This window comes from Streptomyces sp. NPDC006207 (genome assembly GCF_040613835.1).
In the GTDB taxonomy this organism is placed as follows: domain Bacteria; phylum Actinomycetota; class Actinomycetes; order Streptomycetales; family Streptomycetaceae; genus Actinacidiphila.
This window is the reverse complement of the sequence record NZ_JBEXSX010000047.1, coordinates 30,827-53,403: the sequence shown is the minus strand read 5'-3', so window position 1 is coordinate 53,403 and position 22,577 is coordinate 30,827. Positions and strand designations below refer to the sequence as shown.

The following is a 22,577-nucleotide window of genomic DNA, read 5'->3' as shown; positions in this document are numbered from 1 at the left end:
AGGGGACGGGTACGGCAGGCGCCCCGCCCCCTCCTCGCTCACGACCGGCTCACGACCCGCTCACGCCGGGGCGCTGTCCGGCTGCGGGGCGGCCGGCCGCGGGTCGTCGGTGAGCGCGGGCCAGGTGCGGGCGGCGGCCCCGTGCGCGATCGCCCGCCACCAGGGGTCGAGCGGTACCCCGGCCGCGGGCTCGAAGGGCTCCCCGGGGCGCGGCACGGCGACCCGGGCCCCCACGGCGCGCGCCGCGGCAACAGTGCCCTCGGCGGGCTCCTCCCACGGGTGCGGGGCCAGGTTGAACGTGCCCCAGTGGATGGGGAGCATGAGCCGGCCGCGCAGGTCCTGGTGGGCGCGGACGCCCTCCTCGGGGGTCATGTGGATGTCAGGCCAGAAGTCGCTGTACGCGCCGATCTGCACCATGGTGGCGTCGAACGGCCCGTAGGCCTCGCCGATCTCCGTGAAACCGGGGAAGTATCCCGTGTCGCCGCTGTGGAAGACGCGGTGCTCGGGCCCGGCGACGACCCAGGACGCCCACAGGGTGTGCTGGGTGTTGCGGATCGCCCGGCCGCAGAAGTGCCGCGCCGGGGTCGCCGTGAGGGTGAGCCCGGCGACCTGCGTCGACTCGTGCCAGTCCAGCTCGGTCATGCGGTCCGCGGGGACGCCCCAGCGTTCCAGGTGGGCGCCGACGCCCAGCGGCACGACGAAGCGGGTGCCGGTCCCGGCGAGCGCCTTGATCGTGGGCATGTCGAGGTGGTCGTAGTGGTCGTGCGAGATGACGATCGCGTCGGCCTCGCCCAGCTCCTCCAGCGGTACCGGCGGCCGGTGGAGGCGCTTGGGGCCGACGAAGGAGAAGGGGGAGCACCGCTCGCCCCAGACGGGGTCGAACAGGACGCGGCGCCCGTCGATCTCGGCGAGCACGGTGGAGTGGCCCATCCAGGTGAGGCGCAGGCCCGAGGCGGGCGGTGCGGCCAGGTCGGCGAGGGTCGTGGCGTGCAGCGGGATGTCCCCGGCGGGGGCCCTGCGAACCCGCTCCTCCTTGCGGAAGTACGTCCGGGCGAACCGCAGCATCGATCCGGAGGGCGCCGTACGTGCGCCCAGGGGGTTGGTGAACACCCCGTCGGCGAAGTTCGGCGACCGCCGGATGCGCTCCATCCTCTCCCCGTAGGGGTTGTCTCCGAAGGCGGGGATGAGGCTGGAGAGCAGGGAACGCTTCGGACTGGAGCCGGACACGGCACCTCCCGTTGGTCGGCGGTCACGAACGTGCCGTGAGCCGTCCGGGCCCCGGCAGAACCAGTATGTACAGCGACAACTCCTACACCGGTCATTCCGGTTCCGCGCCCCTTTGTGGGATCGGCCGCCGGCGGCCCACCGGCTCCCGCCCACGACCGGCGGGACGACTGTGACCAGGCGGTTCCCCGGTGCGGGAGACCGTCCCCGCAATGTCGCGCAGTCTCGCGCAGTGTCGATGCTGCCACCGTCGCGGGCCGCATGCCGCCCGCCCCCACGGGGAGCGGGCGGCGGGGGCGCACCGGAGGGGCGGCTACGCGCCGCGCGGCTGGCCGTACGCGCGCTCGACGTGGAGCTTCAGCACGAGGCGCTTGTCGGCGACCATGGCGCGGCGGTAGTCGTCCCAGTCCGGGTGCTCGCCCTGCAGGGCTCGGTAGAGGTCGACGAGCTCCTCGACCGTCGCGTCGTCCCGGTCCGCCGCGACGGGGGTGAGTTCTGCGGTGCCCTCCGCGACCGTCCAGGCCCAGCGGTCGTCCGTGGTGACGTGGTAGCTCGCGCGGGGGTCACGGCGCAGGTTGCGGGTCTTGGCGCGGTCGTCGGTGAGGGAGACCCGCAGCACCCCCGTGTCCGGGTCGTAGTGGTGGATGACGTTGGACATCTGGGGGCGGCCGTCACGCTTGATGGTGACGAGCACGCCCCCCTTGGTGTCGGCGAGCAGGCGGAGGAGGTCTTTGTCGCTCATGGCAGCCTCAACGAGCGTCCGGGGGCGAGGATTCCACGACCGCGTCCGCCGTGGTCAGCCGCGCCCGGTGCGTGGCTCCGTCGGCCCAGGTGACGGTCACCTCGTGGACCCCTGACGGCGACACGGCGACCTCCGACCGGACGAGGGCGGACAGCGGCTCCGCGTCGGCGGCGCCGGTGAGCCGGGCCGCGCAGAGGAAGAGGTCGCCGCGGCTGCCGCCGCCTTCGGTGGTCTCGCCGGTGAGGACGGGGGTGACCGCGCGTCCGGTGCACGCGGTCGGGGCGGGCGGCAGGCCGGGGGCGGCCCGCAGGCCGTGCTGGGGCAGCAGTTCCGAGGTCAGGCCCTCGCCCGCGGGCCAGCCGGTCTGTCGTACCTTCGAGCCGGGCGGCGCCCCGCTGACCAGGTGGGCGCGGATCTCGGCGGCACCCCTGGCCATCACGAGGCTCACGACGCGGACCCGGTCACCGGCGCGGGAGCGCGAGGCGGCCCATCCCTCGCCCGCGCCGAGCGGGGTGAGCCCGGTGCGCGCGGTGACACCGCCGTCGCCGTCCAGGAGGCCGAAGTGGTTGTCGGGGGGCGTGTCCCCGGTCAGCGGAGCGGTGGCCGTGGAGTAGGCGAACCGCGTGTAGTGGGCGGCGTAACGGGTGTCCTCGCTGCCGTGGTTGTGCAGACGTACGAGGCCGTCGGCGGTCGTCGACTGGATCAGCCAGTTGGGCGCGGGCAGCGTGGTCAGGGCGTCGCCGCGTTCGACGGGGGCGGGCTCCTCGGGCGCCGTCCACACCGCGTGTCCGGGCGGCAGCAGCAGGCCGAGGAAGCCCTTGCTCGCCCAGTACGGGGAGCCGGGCCCGGAGTAGTCCTGCAGGACACCCGCGTAGGGACCGTGCCAGCCCAGGGACAGCAGTCCGTCGGGGCCCGCCGCGCCGCGGTCCAGGAAGTGGCGCAGGGCGCCGGAGGCCAGCCGCCGTGTGGTGCCGGGGGCGAGCGGGGTGTGTCCGGTGAGGGCGCCGAGCCACAGCGGCGCGGCCGCGGCGACGCGGTAGGTCAGCGAGCGGCCCTGGTGGAGGGGCGAGCCGTCGGCGCCGAACAGGCGGGACTGATCGGCGAGATGGATCCGCAGCCGCTCGCCGTAGCGGTCCAGCAGGTCGGCGTCGCCTGAGAACCAGGCCTCCAGCACGGGGTAGAGGTGCAGCGCCCACCCGTTGTAGTGGTCAAAGGCGGGCAGGTCGCCGTCGGTGTACCAGCCGTCGCCGACGTACCAGCGCTCAATCCGCCGCAGTCCGCGCGCCACGGCGTCCCGGTCGCCGAGGAAACCGCCGACGGTGGCCGGGAACATCTCCCAGTTGTTGGGCCACGCCTGCGCGGCGGCCGCCCGGGCGAGCCAGGCGGTGGCGCGTTCGCGCACGGGCCCGTCGAGCCGGTCCCACAGCCAGCGGCGGGTCAGCCGGAGCCCGATGGCGATGGACGCGGCCTCGACCAGCGGCTGTGTGCGGTCGGCCACGACGGGCCAGTCCTCCGGCCCGTCCCCGCCGGGCCGCGCGGTGCCGGCGGCCAGGCCGTCGGCGTACCGCCACGCGGATCGCGGCGAGCAGGAACGTCCGCGCGTACCCCTCCAGGCCGTCCGAGCGGGCGCCAGAGGCGCTGTTGCGGTCACCGGGGAGGTGGTAGAGCGCCCCGCCGGGGGTGGCGTGCGGGGCGACGGCGGCGAGCAGCCCGTCGGCGACCGCCTCCCAGTGGGCGCGGGTCCACCCCGTGTACGGGCTCAGCTCCCGGTCCTCGGGGGGCAGTTGGAAGGGGTGCGCCGGCGCTTTCCGGGTCACGGTTCGCATACGGCCTTTCCGGGGTCGGGGAACGGCTTCTGCGCCGGACGCCGGGCCTCCCGGCGTCGCCCGGCCGGCGGGCGACTCTACCGCCGCGCCGCAAACGCTTTCCAGAGCGCGTCGGCCTCAGCCGGGGCCGTCAGGGCCCCTCCGGGTCCGTGGAGAGCGTGCCCGGACGGATCACGGCACGCCCCACGCCGAGGGCACGCAACAGGACGTCCAGTGCCTCCTCGTGGTCGTCCACGGAATGGTGGACCCAGGCGTATGTGCCGTACGAGCCCCCGTCGAACTCGTGCAGCGCGTACTCCGTCCTGCCGATGCGGAAGACGGCGACCCCCACGTCGCCGAGGTCCTGCCAACTGCGTTCGACGGACAGCCTCAGCCGCGCGGCGAACGCCTCCAGGGGCGGATCCAGCCTCGCGAGACATCGGAAGTCACAGGCGACCCAGTCCCACAGCCCGATCTGGAGGGCGGGGTTGCGCTTGCCGCCCTGGTACTGCGGCGCGGGCTCCCAGTCGGCCTCGGGGCCGGGCACCTCCATGCGACGCTCCTCTCCCACCGGCGGCACACCGCGATCCTCTCAGCCCCCGGCCGTCGCCGGCGCAGACGTCCCGCGTCCCAGGTACGTCAGGGGGCCGGGGTCCGGGACCGGGAGCTCACGGAAGCCCATCCGGTCGTAGAAGGCGCGGGCCGCGGTGTTGGCGGTCACCATGCCGAGGTGGACGGCGCCGACGCCCCGGGCGGCCAGCGCGGCCAGGAGACGCCCCATCAGTTCCCGCCCGTAACCGCGCCGCTGGTACTCGGGCAGCAGGTCGATGTGCAGGTGCGCGGGGTACCCGGCGAGTTCCGGCACGATCATGCGCTCCGGGCGGTGGAGCAGGTCCGCCATCTCCTCGTCCGGGGTGAAGGGCGGCCCGGACGGCTTGGGGTGGCGGTGTTCGAGCCGGGGCAGCCACTCGGCGCGGAAGCGCCGCACGAAAGCGGCGGTGTCCGCGGTGCCGACGATGTAGCCGACGGCGCGCGCGCCGTCGTCGACGACGAAGGCGAGTTCGGGCTCGAGGTGGGCGTAGGGCCCGGCGAAGTTGTCCGGCAGCAGGTCGTGGTCGGTGTAGAGGTGCTGCGCGTCGCCGCCCTCGTGGCCGGTGCGCACGCAGATGTCGTAGACGGCGGCCCGGTCCTCCGGGCGGTACGGGCGGATCACGGCGCGTGGGGTCATGCGGGCATGATGACGGCCATGGGAGCGCTCCCACAACCCCTGTGACGTACCGCGTTAGGCTGAACCACATGGGGGCCCACAGGCCGAGGGAGGTCGCCATGGCCCCGGCCGCCGAGGCGCTGGCCGTGTCGCACGGCCCCTACCGGCTGCACGCCGAGATCACCCCGGGCCCCGGCGCGCCCGCGGTCCTCATGCACGGCTTCCCCGACAGCAGCCGGCTGTACGACCGCCTCCTGCCCCACCTGGAGGGCAGGCTGCCGGTGGTGCGGTTCGACTTCCTCGGGTGGGGACGCTCCGACAAGCCGTCCGGCCACGCCTACACCGTCGCCCAGCAGGTGGACGACCTCGCCGCGGTGGCCGACGCCCTCGCGGCGGGCCGCACCGCCCGGCGCCTGGTGCTGGTGGCGCACGACGCCTCGGGACCGCCGGCGATCGACTGGGCGCTGGAGCACCCCGACCGCGTGGCCCGGCTGGTGCTGCTCAACACCTACTACCACTGGACCCCCGCGCTGCGCCGCCCTCCGGCGATCGCCCTGTACTCCACCCCGTTGCTGCGCTCGGCGGCCCGCGCCGTCGCCAGGCGCCGGCCCGGCCTGGACCGCAGGCTCTACGCCTGGCAGGTGGGTGCCTTCATCCGCGACCCGGAGCTGCGCGGGACGTACGTCGAGCGGCTCTACGCGCAGTACCCCGCCGCACGCCCGGCGTTCTGGGGGCTCAACGACGAGCTGCTGCACGCGGTGCTGAGCCGCCGGCGGCGCATCCCGGAGATGCGGGAGTTCCAGCCACCGGTCCGGGTGGTCTTCGGCACCCGGGACCGGTGGCTCAACACCCGCGTCGCCCGGCAGTTCTCCGTGATCTTCCCCCACAGCGAACTGCGCCTGCTGATGCGCGCCGGGCACTACGTGCAGGTCGACGAGCCCGAACGGGTCGCCGACGCGATCACCGCCCCGTGAGCGGGGCTGCCGGGTGACGCGGGCCGGGCCCCTTTCCCGCCCGGGGCCCGACCCGCGGGGCGCCGCGGGCTACGCGCCGGGGCACTCCTTCCACGCCAGGTGGTACGTGGTCCTGATGCTTCCGTCCGTGGAGTCCATCGTCATGAAGCTCGTGGTCCGCGACGGGTCCGAACTGCCGGCACTGACCCGCAGTTCGGTGTTGATGTTGAAGTTACGCAGTTCGCCGCAGGGCGCCCAGACCAGCGCGGCGACGTCGACGCTGTCCGTGGTCTGCCAGTTGTCGTCCAGCGCGCCGCGGAAGGTGTGGCTGATGGCGTTGGTCTCGGGCGAGCCCTGGAAGTAGTAGCTGGCCTTCTCCACGCCGGAGGCGCCGCGCTCCAGGTGCGCGAAGCCGCGGTAGTCGGCCGCGGCGATCGCGTAGGTGAAGCCCTGCGGCACGTGCACGTTCAGGTTGAGCTGGCAGTTCTTGCGGAAGTCGGTCGGCTTGGAGCCGACGCCCACCTGGGCGACGTAGGCACTGTACGTGACGGTGAAGGCCTCGTTGTCCGGCGAGACGGCCACGGCGGCGGTGCCGGCCGGACAGCCGGAACCGTTGACGGTGGCGACGTCGATGACGATCCGGTCCGGCGGCGGCAGGGTGGCGCCGCCCGGCTCCCAGGCCTGCGGGCCGAGCAGCGAGGCGGCCGCCACGCCGCTCATGGCCAACGCACGTAACGTCATGGGGGGATTCCCTTCAGGTCGTTGAGGGGTCGCGACACCGGGTCGTGCACCCCGTTCCGGTGCCGCGTACACGACACCATGCGTCACCGTTCACGTACAGGATCCCCACAGGTTCCCCACAGGAATGGCCGACCGCCGTCACCCCTGGCGCGGAAGTGACGCATGAGATCCGGACAGTCACCCGGCGTGACGAGGGTCGGCTTCCCGCCATTCCCCCGCCGCGGCCGCCTCGCGCGCGAAGCCGCCGAAGTCGCGCGGCCCGCGCCCGCCCCGGCACCCGCCGTACGTCGTCGGTGACATGGGCGTTGCGGCCGTCGAACAGGTCGCCGAAGAGCCCGGTGAGGAAGCCGGCGACCTCGCCCGGCAGGCCGGACCGCTCGAGCAGCGCCCCGTGCTCCCGGGGCGGGACCGCGGTGTAGCGGACGTCCCGGCCCGTCGCCGCGCCGATTTCGGCCGCCGCCTCGCCGAACGTCAGCAGGCGCGGTCCGGTCAGCTCGTACGTGCGGCCCGCGTGGCCGTCCCCGGTCAGGGCGGCCACGGCGACGTCCGCGATGTCCCGGGTGTCGACGAAGGGTTCGCCGACCGTGCCGGCCGGGAAGACGATCCCGCCGTCGAGGACGCCGTCGCGGAGCACGCCCTCGGTGAAGTTCTGGCAGAACCGACTGGCCCGGAGCACCTTGCAGTCGGCGCCGCCGTCCCGTACCGCGCGCTCGGCCGGCAGCGCCAGGTCCTCGCCGCGGGCGGAGAGCAGGACGGCCTTGCGCACCCCGCGCGCGGCGGCGAGGGCGGCGAAGTCGCCCAGGGTGGCCGCGGCCGCGGGGTCGCCATGTCGGGGTGGTAGGCGAGGTAGGCCGCGTCCGCGCCGTCGAGCGCGGGCTCCCAGGTCTCGCGGTCCGCCCGGTCGAAGCGCGGCACGCCGCCGCGGGAGGCGGTGCGCACCGCGAAGCCGTGCGCCGCGAGGGCCGTCGCGACGCGGCGGCCGGTCTTGCCGGTACCGCCGAGGACGAGTGCGGTCCCGGTCCGGTGCCGTGCGGATGTCGGTGTCATGGCCTCAGTCAAGCCGCGCCGGCTGAGACGGACCATGGGTGAACGGCCCGTTCCCATACGCGGATGTCTACGCTGGGGGACATGGACGCACTCTCGGGCCTGCTCGACGGACCCCGTGCGCGGGGTGCCTTCCTGCTGCGCATGGTCATGGAACCGCCGTGGTCGGTGCGGATCGAGGACCGGGCGCCGCTGTGCGTGATGACGGTTGCGCGCGGCGGCGCCTGGGTCGTGCCCGAGGAGGGCGCGCCGGTGCGGCTGCGGCCCGGGGACGTGGCCGTGGCGCGCGGCCCCGTGCCGTACGCGGTCGCCGACCTCCCCTCGACCCCGCCGCACGCCTGGATCCTCCCCGGTGCGGTGTGCCGCACAGCGGACGGCCACGACCTGGCCGACGCGATGGCGCTGGGGGTGCGGACCTGGGGCAACCGGGCCGACGGCTCCGACGTCATGCTGGTCGGCACCTACGAGGTGGACGGCGCGGTCGGCCGCCGGTTGCTGGACGCGCTGCCCCCGCTCCTGGTGCTGCCGGCGCGCGAGTGGGAGAGCCCGCTGCCGCCGCTGCTGGCCGAGGAGATCGTCAAGGACGATCCGGGGCAGGAGGCGGTGCTGGACCGGTTGCTCGACCTGCTGCTGATCTCCGTGCTGCGGGCGTGGTTCGCCCGGCGCGGCGAGGCGGCCCCCGCGTGGTACCGGGCCTTCGCCGACCCCGTGGTGGGCCGGGCGCTGCGGCTGCTGCAGAACAACCCGGCCCACCCGTGGACGGTGGCGGGGCTGGCCGCCGAGGCGGGCGTGTCGCGGGCCGCACTGGCCCGGCGCTTCGGCGAACTGGTGGGCGAGCCGCCCATGGCGTACCTGACCGGCTGGCGGCTGGCGCTCGCCGCCGATCTGCTGCTCGAACCGGACGCCACGCTCGGGGCGGTCGCCCGCCGGGTCGGCTACGGCAGCCCCTTCGCGCTGAGCGCCGCCTTCAAGCGGGTGCGGGGGGTGAGCCCCCAGGAGCACCGCGTCGGCGCGGCCCGGGCGGAGTGACACTGGAGAGAGGAGTCATGAACGGTTCGGTCGTTGTGGGACGCGTCTTCGGGGTTCCGCTCCGGATGCACTGGAGCGTCCCCGTCCTCGTCGTGCTGCTCGCCTACGGGCTCGGCCGCGAAACGCTGCCCGCCTGGGTCCCGGGCCTGTCGGCGACCGCCTACACCGTCGCGGCGGCCGTGGGCGCGGTCCTGCTGATGGCGAGCCTGCTCGCGCACGAGGTCGCCCACGCGGCGACGGCCCGGCGCGAGCACCTGTCGGTCGAGGACGTCACTTTGTGGGCCATGGGCGGCATGACGCGCATGGGGCGGCCCGGCTCCGCGGGCGCGGCCTTCCTGGTGGCGGTCAGCGGCCCGCTGGCGAGCCTGGTCATCGGCGGCGCCGCGCTCGGCGCGGGCATCGGCGTCGACGCGGCGGCCCACCGCTCGGTGCCGGGGGCGCTGCTGATCTGGCTGGGCTGGGCGAACCTGCTGCTCGGCGTCTTCAACCTGCTGCCCGCCGCGCCCCTGGACGGCGGCCGGGTGCTGCAGGCGCTGCTGTGGTGGCGGACGGGGGACCGTGACCGCGCCGACCGGGTGGCCGGGCGCGGTGGGCAGGTACTCGGCTTCCTCTTCGTGGTGGCCGGGTGGCTCGCCTTCGCCCGCGGCATGGCCGGCGGCCTGTGGCTCGCCCTGGTCGGGCTCTTCATGGCCCTCACCGCAGGCGCCGAGCGCCAGCGCGCGGTCATCAGCGCCGCGTTGCGCGGCGTACGGCTCGCGGACGCCATGTCGGCCCCCGTCGTGACCGGCCCCGACTGGCTGCCGGTGGACCGCTTCATCGACGAGGTCGCGGTGGCCGCCCGCCATTCCACCCTGCCCCTGGTCGACTTCGACGGCCGCCTCAGCGGGGTGGTGCAGCTGCGCCGGCTCACGTCGGTCCCCGCGGACCGCCGCGCCGACGTGCGGGTCCGCGACGTCGCCGTCCCGCTGTCCAGGACCACCACCGGCACGCCGGAGGAACTCGTCAACGACGCGCTCGACCGCCTCCAGCCCGGCGCCGGCGGCGTCCGGGTCGTCGTCGTCGACGGCGGCCGCCCCATCGGCATCGTCACCGGCACCGACGTCACCCGGCTCGTCGAGCACCGCCGCATGACGGGCGGACGGCCCCCCGTCTGACCCGCCCGACGGCTGCGCGCCCGGCGCGGGCGGTCCAGGATGGAGCCATGCTGCTCGCGGAGCTCGCCCGGACGTCCCGGGAGGTGGCGGCCACGTCCGCCCGGTCGGAGAAGGTGGCGGCGCTGGCCCGGCTGCTGCGTACCGCGGAGCCCGACGAGGCGCCCGTGGTGATCACGTACCTGGCGGGGCGACTGCCCCAGCGGCGCACCGGGGTGGGCTGGAGCACCCTGCGGGAGCGGCAGGAGCCCGCACCGGTGCCCCGGCTGACGGTGCACGAGGTCCACGGGACGCTCGATCGGATCGCCGCGGTCACCGGCAAGGGGGCGGCGGCCGAACGCAAACGACTGGTGGCGGAGCTCATGGGTGCGGCCACGGAGGAGGAGCAGGCGTTCCTGCTGGGGCTGATCGGCGGGGAGCTGCGGCAGGGGGCGCTCGACGCGCTCGCGGTCGAGGCACTCGCCGTGGCGGCGGAGGCGCCCCCGCAGGACGTGAGGCGCGCGGTGATGCTGGGCGGTTCCCTGGGCGCCGTCGCGCGGGCGCTGCTGGCCGGGGGGCCGGAGGCGCTCGCGGCGTTCCGGCTGGAGGTGGGGCGGCCGGTGCAGCCGATGCTCGCGCAGACCGCGAAGGACGTGGACGAGGCCCTGGACCGGCTGGGCCCGTGCGCGCTGGAGGAGAAGCTGGACGGCATCCGCGTCCAGGTGCACCGCATGGGCGAGGACGTGCGCGTGTACACCCGCACGCTGGACGAGATCACCGGCCGGCTGCCGGAAGTCGTCGCCGCCGCGCGGGAGTTGGCCGTGGAGGAGGCCGTGCTCGACGGCGAGGTGATCTCCTTCGGCGAGGACGGCCGCCCCCGCGCCTTCCAGGAGACCTCCTCTCGGGTGGGCTCGCGGCTGGACGTCGCGGCCGCCCAGGAGTCGCTGCCGGTGGCCCCGGTCTTCTTCGACCTGCTGTCGGTCGACGGCCGCGACCTGCTGGAGCTGTCCACCGCCGAGCGCCACGAGGAACTGGCCCGGGTCGCCCCCGCACCGCGCAGGGTGCGCCGGCTGGTGGCCGCCGACCCGGCCGACCCGGCCACCCGGCAGGCGGCCCGCGACTTCGCGGAGCAGGTGCTGGAACGGGGCCACGAGGGGATCGTCGCCAAGGCGCTCGACGCCCCGTACAGCGCCGGGCGGCGCGGGGCGGCCTGGCTCAAGGTCAAGCCGGTGCACACCCTCGACCTGGTGGTCCTCGCGGCCGAGTGGGGCCACGGCCGCCGCACCGGCAAGCTGTCCAACCTCCACCTGGGCGCCCGCCGCCCCGACGGCACCTTCGCGATGCTGGGCAAGACCTTCAAGGGCCTGACCGACGCCATGCTCGCCTGGCAGACCGGGCGCCTGCGGGAACTGGCCGTGAGCGACGACGGGTGGGTGGTCCGGGTCCGCCCGGAACTCGTCGTGGAGATCGCCTTCGACGGCCTGCAGCGCTCCACCCGCTACCCCGCGGGCGTCACGCTGCGCTTCGCCCGCGTCCTGCGCTACCGCGAGGACAAGACGGCCGCCGAGGCGGACACCGTCGAGACGGTGCTGGCCCTGCGGCCCTGAGCGTGGCCCGGCGCGGTCGGGGTGACCGCGGCGGGCCGGGATCACCGGTGGGCCACCAGGGCGAGCCTCTCCACCAGTTCGTCGAGAACGGCGTCCACCGTCTCCCGCTGGGCGCGGCTCAGCCGGGGCAGCGCGGTCCGCTCGCCGTCCGGGGCGGACGCTGCGAGGGCCCCCTCGGCGTGGCCCGGCTCACGGTCGGGCTCCGGCAGGTCCCCCCGGGTGCCGTCGGGGGTCGCCCGGGCGGTGGTGCCGAGGTCGCCGCCGCTGCCGAAGCCGGTCCGTCCGGTCAGCTCGAACTGCACGTGTTCTCCAGGATCTCGTGTGCCCGCGGCCCCGGTCGGGCCGGACCCATGCGGGCCTGTGACCAGTCCGCGCCCAGGATCCGGGCGAGTACGCCCGGACGCGAGAGCCGCGGCCCGGGGCCGGACGACGGTATTGCGGGCCGCCCCCGGGGTCGTACGGTGCGTGATCACCTCATGCTAGGCAGGGCTTGCGGTCCCGGAGCTTTCCCAAAGGAATCGATGACCAAGAGTTCCGCGCCGGTTAACCCGCACCACGGGCCGGGCACCGCTCCGCGCTCCGCTCCCGGATGCCGAGGTCACCGTTCACCGAGCCCTTCTCCGGGAAGTCGCGCCGCGAACGCGGCGTAGGCCGCGTCGTCGAAGAGGACGAAGCGGACCTCCTCGACCTCGGTGTCCGTGTCCTGGACGGTGGCGACGGCGATGCGCGCGGCGTCCTCGACGGGCCAGCGGTAGACACCGGTGGAGATCGCGGGGAAGGCGACCGTCTTCGCGCCCACCTCGTCGGCGATCCGCAGCGCCTCGCGGTGGCAGGAGGCCAGCAGCTCGGAGCGGTCCTCGCCGGCGCTGTGCACGGGGCCGACGGTGTGGATCACCCAGCGGGCCGGTAGCCGGCCGGCCGTGGTGGCGACGGCCTGTCCGGTCGGCAGACCGCGCCCGTACCGCGAGGCGCGCAGCGCACGGCACTCCTCGAGGATCTCCGGGCCGCCGCGGCGGTGGATGGCGCCGTCGACGCCGCCGCCCCCGAGCAGCGAGGAGTTGGCGGCGTTGACGACGGCGTCGACGGACTGCTGCGTGATGTCGCCCCGGACGAGGGTGATGCGTGCCATACCCGTGATCCTGCCACCGCGAGGTGCCCGGGCGCCCGGCCGTTCCCAGCGGGTCACCAGTCGCAGGGCACCCGCAGGTCGAGCAGTGAGTCGCAGAACTCCGCGGCGGGCTTCGGCCAGCCCTCGCGGTGCCAGTGCGCGATGCGCCAGCCCAGCCGTTTGGGCCACAGCGGCAGGTGCCGCAGGTCGTCGACGGGGACCCAGACGGGGGCGGCGGCCTCCCCCAGGTCGAGGGAGGAGCGGGGGCCGATCTCGCCGTGCGCCTCGACGAGGAAGTAGTGCCCGGGGTGCGAGCCGCGGTGCACCCGGTTCACCCGGGCGATCTCCTGCCCGACGGTGCCGCTCAGCCCGGTCTCCTCCGCGAGTTCGCGCAGGACGGCCGTCTCGGGGGTCTCCCCCGGCTCGACCCCGCCGCCGGGGATCTCGTAGTAGTCGCCGCGCCGGTGGCGGTAGCGGATCAGCAGCATGCGCCCGTCGCGGATGATCACCGCGCCGGCCCGGGTCCGTTTGGGCGGCCGGCCGAGCGGCTCCTCCAGTACGAGGCGGCCCCGCCACCAGGGCGGGCCGTCCCAGGACCGCAGGATGGCCTCCCACGCCGTCCAGGGCGCGAGCGGCAGGTGCAGGGCCTCGGACCTGCTGAGCAGCCGGGTGGGCGCGGGGCCGGACGGCAGCGGCACGGCGGCCCGGTAGTACAGATGGGTGCCGCCGGTCGCGCGGACCTCCAGGCAGGGCCGGACATCGGTCCTGACGTCGATGCCGAGGCCGTCGCGCGCCGCCGCGCGGGCGGTTTCCGCGGGGTCGCCGCGAGGCGGGACGGGGGCCTGCGGCAGGCTCAAGTCGCTGTGTACGGCGAGGCGTTGGTCGTGGAAGAGGATCACTCCCGCATGCAGTGAGGACATCCCGCCGACGCTAGCAGCGCCCACTGTCCGGGCCCCGCGATTATTCCGGGACATTGCCCTGCGCTCCCCGGCGCGGGTTGCGGCGGCCGTCTGGTGGTCGGCCCGCGCGCGTCGCACCCTGGAGGGGAGGAGGCGAGCTGACATGACACGTCCGGTCGGTATTGACCTCGGCACCACCAATTCGGTGGTCTGCGCCCTGGAGGGCGGCGAGCCCACCGTCATCACCAACACGGAAGGGGCACGGACCACACCCTCGGTGGTGGCCTTCAGCAAGGGCGGCGAGGTCCTCGTCGGCGAGATCGCCAAGCGCCAGGCCGTGACCAACGTGGAGCGGACCGCCCGCTCGGCCAAGCGGCACATGGGCGACCCCGGCTGGCGGTTCCCCGATTCCGGCACCATCGACGGCAAGCGCTTCACGGCCCAGGAGATCTCGGCCCGGGTGCTGCAGAAGCTGAAGCGGGACGCGGAGGCGTACCTGGGCGAGGACGTCACGGACGCGGTGATCACCGTGCCCGCGTACTTCGACGACGTCCAGCGCACCGCGACCAAGGAGGCCGGGGAGATCGCCGGCCTGAACGTGCTGCGGATCATCAACGAGCCCACGGCCGCGGCCCTGGCGTACGGCCTGGACAAGGAGAACGACCAGACGATCCTCGTCTTCGACCTGGGCGGCGGCACCTTCGACGTCTCCCTGCTGGACATCGGCGAGGGCGTGGTGGAGGTCAAGGCCACCAACGGCGACACGGAGCTGGGCGGCGACGACTGGGACCAGCGGGTCGTCGACCACCTCGTGGAGCGCTTCAAGAACGCGTACGGGCTGGACCTGGCCAAGGACAAGATGGCGCTGCAGCGGCTGCGCGAGGCGGCCGAGCGGGCGAAGATCGAGCTGTCCTCGTCCACCGAGACGACGATCAACCTGCCCTACATCACGGCCTCCGCCGAGGGCCCGCTGCACCTGGACGAGAAGCTCACCCGCGCCCAGTTCCAGCAGCTGACCGCGGACCTGCTGGAGCGCTGCAAGGGTCCCTTCCACCAGGCGGTGAAGGACGCGCGGATCAACGTCGCCGACGTCGACCACGTGATCCTGGTGGGCGGTTCGACCCGGATGCCGGCGGTGACGGAGCTGGTGAAGTCGCTGACCGGCAAGGAGCCGCACAAGGGCGTCAACCCGGACGAGGTCGTGGCGATCGGCGCCAGCCTCCAGGCCGGGGTGCTCAAGGGCGAGGTCAAGGACGTCCTGCTGCTGGACGTCACCCCGCTGTCCCTCGGCATCGAGACCAAGGGCGGCATCATGACCAAGCTGATCGAGCGCAACACGACCATCCCCACGAGGCGCTCGGAGATCTTCACGACGGCCGAGGACAACCAGCCGTCGGTGCAGATCCAGGTCTACCAGGGCGAACGCGAGATCGCGGCGTACAACAAGAAGCTCGGGGTGTTCGAGCTGACCGGTCTGCCGCCGGCGCCGCGCGGCATCCCGCAGATCGAGGTCTCCTTCGACATCGACGCCAACGGCATCATGCACGTGACGGCGAAGGACCTCGGCACCGGCAAGGAACAGAAGATGACCGTGACCGGCGGCTCCGGGCTGCCGAAGAGCGACATCGACCGCATGATGCGCGAGGCCGAGCAGTACGCGGAGGAGGACCACAAGCGCCGCGAGGAGGCCGAGACGCGCAACAACGCGGAGAGCCTGGTCTACTCCACCGAGAAACTGCTGCGTGACAACCCCGACAAGGTCCCGGGCGACCTGAAGTCGGAGGTCGAGTCGGCGGTGGCGGACCTGAAGGAGCAGCTGAAGGGCGAGGACTCCGCCGGCATCCGCCGGGCGACCGAGCGGCTGACCGCCTCGGCGCAGAAGATCGGCACGGCGATGTACGCCCAGGCCCAGGCGGAACGGTCCGCGGCGGGCGAGGGCGGGGCCCCGCACGCGGCGCCGCCGGAGGGCGACGAGGACGTGGTGGACGCCGAGATCGTCGACGACGACAAGCGGGAGGGAGGCACGGCGTGAACCGGGCCGGTCCGCCTCCGGGCGGCGGGCTGCGGGCGCGGCTCGTCGAACGCACGGCGGACCTGCAACGGCTCAAGGCCGAGTACGACAACTACCGCAAGCGCGTGCACCGGGACCGGCTGGCGGTGCGGGAGATCGCCGTCGCGAACGTGCTGCACGGACTGCTGCCGGTGCTGGACGCCGTCGACCGGGCGCGGGAGCTGGGCGAGGTGACCGGCGGCTTCCGCGCCGTGGTGGACGTGCTGGAGGCGCGGCTGGCGGAACTCGGCCTGCGGTCGTTCGGCGAGCCCGGGGATCCCTTCGACCCGGCGCGTCACGAGGCGGTCGGCTCATCGGGCGCCTACGGCGCGGGCCGACTCGTCTGCGGCACCGTCGTACGGTCCGGCTACCGGGTCGGCGGGCACCTGCTGCGCCCCGCGGAGGTGGTGGTCACCGGACCTGCGGGGGCACCGGCCCGGGTGCACCCTGGAGGCATGGAGACAACCCACAAGGTCGACGTGGCCCCGCTCGGGGCCGACCACCGTTACCGCAGGGTGCACATCCGGGGTGTGGGCTGGGAGCAGTTGGAGCGGGAGGAGTTCGAGCTGCGGGTGCGCGGGACCTTCCCGGACATCGACGTGTCGGACCCCGACCAGGTGCACTGGGCCGACCACCCCGGCGAGTGGCCGGACTGGCAGCCGGGCGAGGCCTGAGCACGGCGGTCCGGGGGCGGTCGGGCCGCGGCCCGGCGGCGGTTCAGCGGGCGCCGGCGTCCAGGAGCGCGGCGATCCGCTCGACGGCGAAGGCGTAGCCCTGGACGCCGCAGCCCGCGATCACGGCGTCGGCCCGCGCCGAGACGTAGCTGTGGTGCCGGAAGGCCTCGCGTCGGTGGATGTTGGAGATGTGGACCTCGATCACGGGGAGGCCGTCGCAGGCGCCCAGGGCGTCCAGGATCGCCACCGAGGTGTGCGAGTAGGCGCCGGGGTTGATCACGATGCCCGCGTGGTGCTCGCGGGCCTCGTGGATCCAGTCGATCAGCTGTCCCTCGTGGTTGCTCTGCCGGCAGTCGGCGGTCCCGCCGAGCCGCGCCGCCGTCGCGGCGCACAGGGCCTCGACGTCGGCGAGGCTCTCGAAGCCGTAGATCTCGGGCTGCCGCCGACCGAGGAGGTTGAGGTTGGGACCGTTGAGGACCATGATCGGCGCGCTCGCGAGGGTGCGGGTCATGGCCCCAAGGTCTACCACGTGATCACCCGAAGCTGACGGCGGCGTCCATCTCCCAGACCAGCACCTCGGCACCCTCGGCGCCGGCGGTGAGCCGCTGGCCCTCGGCCCCGGTGACGCGCACGGCGTCGCCCTTGGCGAGCAGGCCCGCGCCTTCGACGGCGACCTCGCCCCTGGCGACGTACAGGTGCACCAGGGGGGCGGTGGGCAGGGCCAGGGTCTGCTGCGGCGTCATGCGCGCGGCCTGCAGCGCGGCGTGCTTCTGGGCGATGGAGATGGCCCGCTCGTCGCGGTCGCGGTCCATTCCGGAGGCGACGGTGACCCAGCCGCCGCGGGCGAGTTCGTCGTTGATGTCGAGCTGCTCGTACCCCGGCTTGATGCCCTGCTCGTCGGGGAAGACCCACATCTGCACGAAGTGCACGGGGTCCTTGTGCTCCGGCGCACCGGTCAGCTTCCAGCTGTCGTTCTTCTCGCTGTGCAGGATGCCGGTGCCCGCGCTCATCCGTTGGGCGAGGCCCGGGTAGATGACGCCGTTGTGGCCCTCGGAGTCCTGGTGGACCAGGCCGCCGTCGAGCACCCAGGTGACGATCTCCATGTCCCGGTGAGGGTGGGTGTCGAAGCCGGTGCCGGGGGCGACGACGTCGTCGTTGGAGACCAGCAGCAGACCGAAGTGGGTGTTCTTCGGGTCGTAGTGGTGGCTGAAGGAGAAGCAGTGGTGCGAGTCGAGCCAGCCGGCGCGGGTGTGGAACCGCTGGCCGGCGCGGCGGACATCCAGCTGGGTGGCCATCGGGGATCTCCTTCTGCGGGGTGCGTCTCTGTCGCCCAACCTAACATGTTGAATCTCGAACTATATTCCTTGGATGCCGTAGCTCCGCAGCTTGCGGTAGACCGTGGCCCGCGCGATGCCCAGCGCCTTCGCCGCCCGCGCCTTGTTGCCGCCGTGGGTGCGCAGCGCCTCCAGGATCGCGTCCCGTTCGGCCCGCTCCAGGCTGCCCAGACGGCGGCCGCCGGCCCCGCCGCGCACGGCGTCCGGCAACTCCTCCGGGCGCACCGGACCGCTCAGCCGGCGCTCGTCCGCGAGGGTCCTGACGACCGTCGCCAGCTCGGCGACGTTGCCCGGCCAGGTGTGCCGCTCCAGGGTGCGCCGGGCCTCGACGGTCCAGGTCAGCGGCGGGTGGCCGGGAGCCGGTCGCGGGCTGAGGGCGGCGAGCAGCACCGGGAGGTCCTCGGGGCGCTCGCGCAGCGGCGGTACGGACAGCGAGCGCGCCGCCAGCCGGCCCAGCAGGCGGTCCAGGCACGGGTCCGTACGGTCCCCGGGGGTGTGGGTGGCGGTCAGCCGCAGGACGGGGCGCTGTTCGAGGAGCGCCACCAGCGCGGCCGCGGCACCGCCGTCCAGCGCCTCGACGTGGCGCACGAGCACCCGGCCCGGCACGGGGCGCACGGCCAGCCGCCGCACCCAGTCACGGGCCGCCGCACCGCTCACCAGCGCCGCGTCCAGCTCCACGTCGCCGGCCCGGACGGCCCGGGCCAGCGTCGTCTTGCCGGTGCCGGGCTCTCCCGTCACCAGCAGCGGCCCCTGCTCGCCCCCGAGCCGCACCGCGCGGGCCACCGCCGCGCGCCAGGACAGCGACGCGCCCACGAGCCCGGGCAGCCTCGGCTCGGGGACCGCCGGCGGCCCGCCGGAGCCCTCCGCCGCCGCGGACAGGACGGCGACGGCACCGATGACCTCGCCGGAGTCCAGGACGGGGCTGAGCCGGGCCCGCCAGCCGCCGTCCGGCAGGGGCAGCTCGTACCCCTCGGTCCGGCCGTCGCGGACCATGCCGCCGGCCCGGCGCTCCAGCAGCGCCAGCGACTCGTCGGACAGCCGCCGCGCGGCCTCGGCGCTCACGATCCGCGTCCTGCCGTCGGCCGCGACGACCGCCCGGCCGTTCGGCCGCTCGCGCAGGTAGGCGCCGAGCAGCAGCTCTTCGGGGGATGTATCGGATTGAGACACGCCGGCGGTCTCCCTCTGATCCACGATCGGTTCGTTGCCATTTCAATTATCCGTCAAGGAGCCGCGTTGATGGAGACCGTCGAGACCGACGTGCTGATCGTGGGCAGTGGGCCGGCCGGCGCGAGCGCCGCGCTCGCGCTGAGCACGTACGGGGTGCCGAACATCGTCGTCACACGCTACGACAGGCTGGCCGACACCCCTCGGGCCCACATCACCAACCAGCGCACCATGGAGGTGCTGCGCGACCTCGGCGTCGAGCAGGAGGTCGTCGCCAAGGCCACTCCCCAGCACCTGATGGGGAACACCGTCTTCTGCACCAGCCTCGCGGGCGAGGAGCTGGGGCGGCTGCGCTCCTGGGGCAACGACCCGCTGGTGCAGGCCGCGCACGACCTGGCCAGCCCGAGCCGCATGTGCGACATGCCGCAGAACTGGATGGAGCCGGTGCTGGTCGAGGCGGCCGTGGCGCGCGGCACCCGGCTGCGCTACGGCACCGTCTACAAGTCCTTCGAGCAGTACGCCGACGGCGTGACGGCCGTGGTGGAGGACCGGCTGCGCGGCGACGAGTACGCCATCCGCGCCAAGTACCTCATCGGCGCCGACGGCGGACGCAGCAAGGTCGCCGAGGACGCGGGGCTGCCCATGGGCGGCAAGATGGGCGTGGCGGGTAGCGTCAACATCGTCTTCGAGGCCGACCTGTCCCGGTACGTCGCCCACCGCCCCAGCACCCTGTACTGGGTGCTCACCCCCGGCGCGACCGTGGGCGGCATCGGCGCGGGTCTGGTGCGCTGCGTGCGGCCGTGGAACGAGTGGCTGATCGTGTGGGGCTACGACGTCGAGGGCGCGCCCCCGGACCTCACCGAGGAGTACGCCCTGTCGGTGGTCCGGCAGCTGATCGGCGACGACGACGTCCCGGTGACCATCCGCTCCTCCTCGGCGTGGACGGTCAACGAGATGTACGCCGAGACGTACTCCCACGGCCGGGTCTTCTGCGCCGGCGACGCCACCCACCGGCACCCGCCGTCCAACGGCCTCGGCTCCAACACCTCCATCCAGGACGCGTACAACCTGGCCTGGAAGCTGAAGCTGGTCCTGGACGGCACCGCCGCGCCCTCGCTGCTGGACACCTACACCGCCGAGCGGGCGCCCGTCGGCAAGCAGATCGTCACCCGCGCCAACAAGTCGATCGGCGAGACCGCCCCGGTCTTCGACGCGCTGGACCTGCTCACCCCGCAGAGCCCCGGGCAACTGATCGCCAACATGGAGTCCCGCAAGGACGCGACCCCGGCCGGCGAGAAGCGGCGCGCACGGCTGCGCGAGGCGATCGACTTCAAGCGGTACGAGTTCAACGCGCACGGCGTGGAGCTCAACCAGCGCTACGCCTCGGCCGCGGTCGTCCCGGACGGCACCGCCGACCCGGGCTTCGACCGCGATCCCGAGCTGTACCACCAGCCGAGCAGCCGCCCCGGCGCCAAGCTGCCGCACGCATGGCTGACGGCGGGCACCCGCACGCTGTCCACCCTCGACCTCGGCGGCGGGGGCCGGTTCGCGCTGCTGACCGGCATCGGCGGCGAGGCCTGGGTCTCGGCGGCCCGCGCTGCGGGCGCCGAGCTGGGGCTGGACATCGCGACCGCGGTGATCGGCCCCGGCCGGGAGTACGAGGACCCGTACGGCGACTGGGCGCGCGTGCGCGGCATCGGCGACACGGGCGCGCTGCTCGTCCGGCCGGACCTGTACGTGGCCTTCCGGCGCGCCGACGGGGCCGCCGACGACGCCGAGGCGCGGGCCGTGCTCGGCTCCGCGCTGCGGCGCATCCTGGGACGGGACTGACGAGGAGAGAGCATGGACTTCACCGAACAGAGCGCGACGCCGGCCGTCGTGGAGAGCTTCGCGCGGACGCCCGACCCTCGGCTGCGGGAGATCCTGGGCAGTCTGACCCGGCACCTCCACGACTTCGTCCGGGACGTCGAGCCGACGATGGAGGAGTGGGAAGGGGCGATCGGCTTCCTCACCCGCACCGGCCAGGCGTGCACCGACACACGGCAGGAGTTCATCCTCCTGTCCGACGTGCTCGGGGTGTCGATGCTGGTCGAGACGATCAACCAGCGGAAGTCGGCCGGGGAGGGGGCCACCGACTCCACCGTGCTGGGCCCGTTCCACATGGTCGGCTCCCCCGCGCGGGAGTTCGGCGACGCGATCGACATGATCGGCTCGGGTGAGCCCTGCGTGGTCACCGGGCGCGTGGTCTCCGTGGACGGCACACCGCTGCCGGGCGCCACGGTGGACGTCTGGCAGGCCGACGAGCACGGCTTCTACGACGTCCAGCAGCCGGGCGAGCAGCCCCAGGGCAACGGGCGCGGGCTGTTCGAGGCCGACGGGGAGGGCCGCTTCCGGTTCCGCACCGTCGTGCCCGCGCACTACCCGATCCCGACCGACGGCCCGGTGGGCGACCTGCTGGACGCCACGGAGCGCCATGCGTACCGGCCCGCGCACATCCACTTCATCGCGGCCGCCGCCGGCCACCAGCCGGTCACCACGCACGTGTTCGTCCAGGACAGCCCGTACCTGGACTCGGACGCGGTCTTCGCGGTGAAGAAGAGCCTGGTCCAGGAGTTCGCCGAGGTGGACGACCCGGAGCGGGCGGCCGGGTACGGGGTTCCCAACCCCTTCCGGCTGGCGACCTTCGACATCGTGCTGCAGCGGTCATGAGCCTGGAGTTCGTCCACGAGGCGCTGCCGATGCGGGTCGTCTTCCGCGCCGGGGCCGCCACCACGGCCGTGGCGGAGGAGACCGGCCGGCTCGGCCTGCGCCGCGTGCTGGTGCTGTCCGGCCGGCACGGTGAGGACACCGCGCGCTCCGTCGCCGCGTCGCTCGGGGCGGTCTGCGTGGGCGTCCACCCGGGCGCGGTGATGCACGTGCCGGTGAAGGTGGCCGACGAGGCCGTCGCGGTGGCGCAGGAACTGGACGCCGACGGGCTGGTCGCGGTCGGCGGCGGTTCCGCGGTCGGCCTGGGCAAGGCGGTGGCGCTGCGCACCGGGCTGCCGCTGCTGGCCGTTCCGACGACGTACTCGGGCTCCGAGATGACCCCGGTCTGGGGCCTGACGGAGGACGGCGTCAAGCGCACCGGCCGCGACCGCCGTGTCCTGCCGCGCAGCGTCGTCTACGACCCGGAGCTCACCCTGTCGATGCCGCCGGCGCTGTCCGGCACCAGCGGCGTCAACGCCCTCGCCCACGCCGTCGAGGCGCTGTACGCCCCCGACGCCACCCCGATCGTGTCGCTGATGGCCGAGGAGGGGGTGCGCGCCCTGGCGGACGCGCTGCCCCGTGTCGTCGCCGACCCGGGCGGCCTCGACGCGCGCGGACACGCCCTGTACGGGGCATGGCTGTGCGGGGCGTGCCTCGGGGCCACCACGATGGGCCTCCACCACAAGCTGGCCCATGTGCTCGGCGGCGCCTTCGACCTGCCGCACTCCGCGACGCACACGGTGCTGCTGCCGTACGTCCTCGCCTTCAACGCCCCGGCCGCCCCGGCCGCGACGGCCGCGCTGCGCCGGGCGCTGGGCACCGGGGACGCGGCGCGCGCACTGTGGGAGCTGGGCGGGCGGCTCGGCGCGCCGCGCTCGCTGGCCGAGGTCGGTCTGCCGGCCGACGGCATCGGCCGCGTCGTGGAGCTGGTGGGCGCGGCCTCGTACGCCAACCCGCGCCCGGCGGACGCGGAAGAGCTGCGCGCGCTGCTGACGGCGGCGTACGAGGGGGCGCCGCCGACGGGCTGACCGGATTCCGGCCCGGGCATTCCCCGTACGCACGCGAACACCTTTGCGCTTTTCGACCGTGCGGCCGAGCGCATTCCCCGGCAACGGTCCCGG

21 protein-coding genes and 1 pseudogene are annotated in these 22,577 nt (G+C 74.3%); 9 read left to right on the top strand and 13 right to left on the bottom strand.

The features are described from left to right. Positions 1-60: 60 nt before the first annotated feature. The 5 genes and pseudogenes from ABZ312_RS30995 to ABZ312_RS30975 form a co-directional block, all read right to left on the bottom strand. Entirely contained in the window at positions 61-1,227 is a 1,167-nt protein-coding gene (locus ABZ312_RS30995) for an MBL fold metallo-hydrolase (protein ID WP_500323909.1), read from the bottom strand. 310 nt (positions 1,228-1,537) lie between these two features. Beyond that, positions 1,538-1,966, bottom strand: a complete 429-nt coding sequence (locus ABZ312_RS30990; RefSeq protein ID WP_500323908.1) for a PPOX class F420-dependent oxidoreductase — start codon at positions 1,964-1,966, stop codon at positions 1,538-1,540. A 7-nt stretch (positions 1,967-1,973) separates the two neighbouring features. After that, positions 1,974-3,792 (bottom strand): annotated as a pseudogene (locus tag ABZ312_RS30985) (DUF2264 domain-containing protein). 130 nt (positions 3,793-3,922) lie between these two features. After that, entirely contained in the window at positions 3,923-4,324 is a 402-nt protein-coding gene (locus ABZ312_RS30980; protein WP_500323906.1) for a hypothetical protein, read from the bottom strand. A gap of 39 nt (positions 4,325-4,363) precedes the next feature. Beyond that, positions 4,364-4,999, bottom strand: a complete 636-nt coding sequence (locus ABZ312_RS30975) for a GNAT family N-acetyltransferase (protein WP_500439214.1) — start codon at positions 4,997-4,999, stop codon at positions 4,364-4,366. Between the two features lie 68 nt (positions 5,000-5,067). Between ABZ312_RS30975 and ABZ312_RS30970 the strand changes: the two genes are divergently transcribed. Beyond that, positions 5,068-5,952 carry an alpha/beta fold hydrolase gene (locus ABZ312_RS30970; protein ID WP_500323904.1) on the top strand — a complete coding sequence of 295 codons (885 nt, stop codon included), beginning with the start codon at positions 5,068-5,070 and terminating at the stop codon, positions 5,950-5,952. A 69-nt stretch (positions 5,953-6,021) separates the two neighbouring features. Here ABZ312_RS30970 and ABZ312_RS30965 read toward each other — a convergent pair whose 3' ends face one another. Beyond that, the gene (locus ABZ312_RS30965; protein ID WP_500323903.1) at positions 6,022-6,672 is read right to left on the bottom strand and encodes a DUF4360 domain-containing protein; all 651 of its coding nucleotides are present in this window, start codon (positions 6,670-6,672) and stop codon (positions 6,022-6,024) included. A 13-nt stretch (positions 6,673-6,685) separates the two neighbouring features. Then, positions 6,686-7,438: a Rossmann-fold NAD(P)-binding domain-containing protein gene (locus tag ABZ312_RS30960; protein ID WP_500439213.1), complete on the bottom strand. Its 753-nt coding sequence runs from the start codon at positions 7,436-7,438 to the stop codon at positions 6,686-6,688. A gap of 362 nt (positions 7,439-7,800) precedes the next feature. Here ABZ312_RS30960 and ABZ312_RS30955 point away from each other — a divergent pair, with 362 nt between their 5' ends. Genes ABZ312_RS30955 through ABZ312_RS30945 form a run of 3 tightly spaced genes read left to right on the top strand, consistent with a single transcriptional unit; the run spans position 7,801 to position 11,482 of the window. Next, entirely contained in the window at positions 7,801-8,745 is a 945-nt protein-coding gene (locus tag ABZ312_RS30955) for an AraC family transcriptional regulator (RefSeq protein ID WP_500323901.1), read from the top strand. A gap of 17 nt (positions 8,746-8,762) precedes the next feature. Further along, positions 8,763-9,899 (top strand): site-2 protease family protein, encoded by a 1,137-nt coding sequence (locus tag ABZ312_RS30950; RefSeq protein WP_500323900.1) that lies wholly within the window; start codon positions 8,763-8,765, stop codon positions 9,897-9,899. A gap of 47 nt (positions 9,900-9,946) precedes the next feature. Further along, positions 9,947-11,482, top strand: coding sequence for an ATP-dependent DNA ligase (locus ABZ312_RS30945; protein ID WP_500323899.1), 1,536 nt, complete (start codon positions 9,947-9,949; stop codon positions 11,480-11,482). Positions 11,483-11,523: 41 nt separating this feature from the next. On the opposite strand, the gene ABZ312_RS30940 is transcribed toward ABZ312_RS30945, so the two are convergent. The 3 genes from ABZ312_RS30940 to ABZ312_RS30930 all read right to left on the bottom strand — a co-directional run bounded on the left by ABZ312_RS30940 (position 11,524) and on the right by ABZ312_RS30930 (position 13,510). Further along, entirely contained in the window at positions 11,524-11,784 is a 261-nt protein-coding gene (locus tag ABZ312_RS30940; RefSeq protein WP_500323898.1) for a hypothetical protein, read from the bottom strand. Between the two features lie 296 nt (positions 11,785-12,080). After that, a complete protein-coding gene (locus ABZ312_RS30935; protein ID WP_500323897.1) occupies positions 12,081-12,611 on the bottom strand; it encodes an O-acetyl-ADP-ribose deacetylase in 531 nt (176 codons plus the stop codon). Between the two features lie 53 nt (positions 12,612-12,664). After that, positions 12,665-13,510 carry an NUDIX domain-containing protein gene (locus ABZ312_RS30930; protein ID WP_500439212.1) on the bottom strand — a complete coding sequence of 282 codons (846 nt, stop codon included), beginning with the start codon at positions 13,508-13,510 and terminating at the stop codon, positions 12,665-12,667. Positions 13,511-13,652: 142 nt separating this feature from the next. Here ABZ312_RS30930 and dnaK point away from each other — a divergent pair, with 142 nt between their 5' ends. Together dnaK and grpE are read left to right on the top strand one after the other, a co-directional pair. Then, positions 13,653-15,521 carry a molecular chaperone DnaK gene (gene dnaK, locus ABZ312_RS30925; protein ID WP_500323895.1) on the top strand — a complete coding sequence of 623 codons (1,869 nt, stop codon included), beginning with the start codon at positions 13,653-13,655 and terminating at the stop codon, positions 15,519-15,521. Then, the gene (gene grpE, locus ABZ312_RS30920) at positions 15,518-16,213 is read left to right on the top strand and encodes a nucleotide exchange factor GrpE (protein ID WP_500439211.1); all 696 of its coding nucleotides are present in this window, start codon (positions 15,518-15,520) and stop codon (positions 16,211-16,213) included. The genes dnaK and grpE overlap by 4 nt, the downstream gene beginning before the upstream one ends. A gap of 43 nt (positions 16,214-16,256) precedes the next feature. On the opposite strand, the gene aroQ is transcribed toward grpE, so the two are convergent. The 3 genes from aroQ to ABZ312_RS30905 are packed head-to-tail and all read right to left on the bottom strand — an operon-like array spanning position 16,257 to position 18,714. Then, positions 16,257-16,724: a type II 3-dehydroquinate dehydratase gene (gene aroQ, locus ABZ312_RS30915; RefSeq protein WP_500323893.1), complete on the bottom strand. Its 468-nt coding sequence runs from the start codon at positions 16,722-16,724 to the stop codon at positions 16,257-16,259. 22 nt (positions 16,725-16,746) lie between these two features. Beyond that, positions 16,747-17,508, bottom strand: a complete 762-nt coding sequence (locus ABZ312_RS30910; protein WP_500323892.1) for a pirin family protein — start codon at positions 17,506-17,508, stop codon at positions 16,747-16,749. A gap of 60 nt (positions 17,509-17,568) precedes the next feature. Beyond that, positions 17,569-18,714 carry a helix-turn-helix domain-containing protein gene (locus ABZ312_RS30905; protein WP_500323891.1) on the bottom strand — a complete coding sequence of 382 codons (1,146 nt, stop codon included), beginning with the start codon at positions 18,712-18,714 and terminating at the stop codon, positions 17,569-17,571. A gap of 69 nt (positions 18,715-18,783) precedes the next feature. Here ABZ312_RS30905 and ABZ312_RS30900 point away from each other — a divergent pair, with 69 nt between their 5' ends. The 3 genes from ABZ312_RS30900 to ABZ312_RS30890 are packed head-to-tail and all read left to right on the top strand — an operon-like array spanning position 18,784 to position 22,484. After that, positions 18,784-20,541, top strand: coding sequence for an FAD-dependent oxidoreductase (locus tag ABZ312_RS30900; protein ID WP_500439210.1), 1,758 nt, complete (start codon positions 18,784-18,786; stop codon positions 20,539-20,541). 12 nt (positions 20,542-20,553) lie between these two features. Continuing rightward, the gene (locus ABZ312_RS30895; RefSeq protein ID WP_500323889.1) at positions 20,554-21,420 is read left to right on the top strand and encodes a dioxygenase family protein; all 867 of its coding nucleotides are present in this window, start codon (positions 20,554-20,556) and stop codon (positions 21,418-21,420) included. After that, on the top strand, positions 21,417-22,484 hold the full coding sequence (locus ABZ312_RS30890) for a maleylacetate reductase (protein WP_500323888.1): 1,068 nt from the start codon (positions 21,417-21,419) through the stop codon (positions 22,482-22,484). Before ABZ312_RS30895 ends, ABZ312_RS30890 begins: the two co-directional genes overlap by 4 nt. The last annotated feature ends 93 nt before the right edge of the window (positions 22,485-22,577 follow it).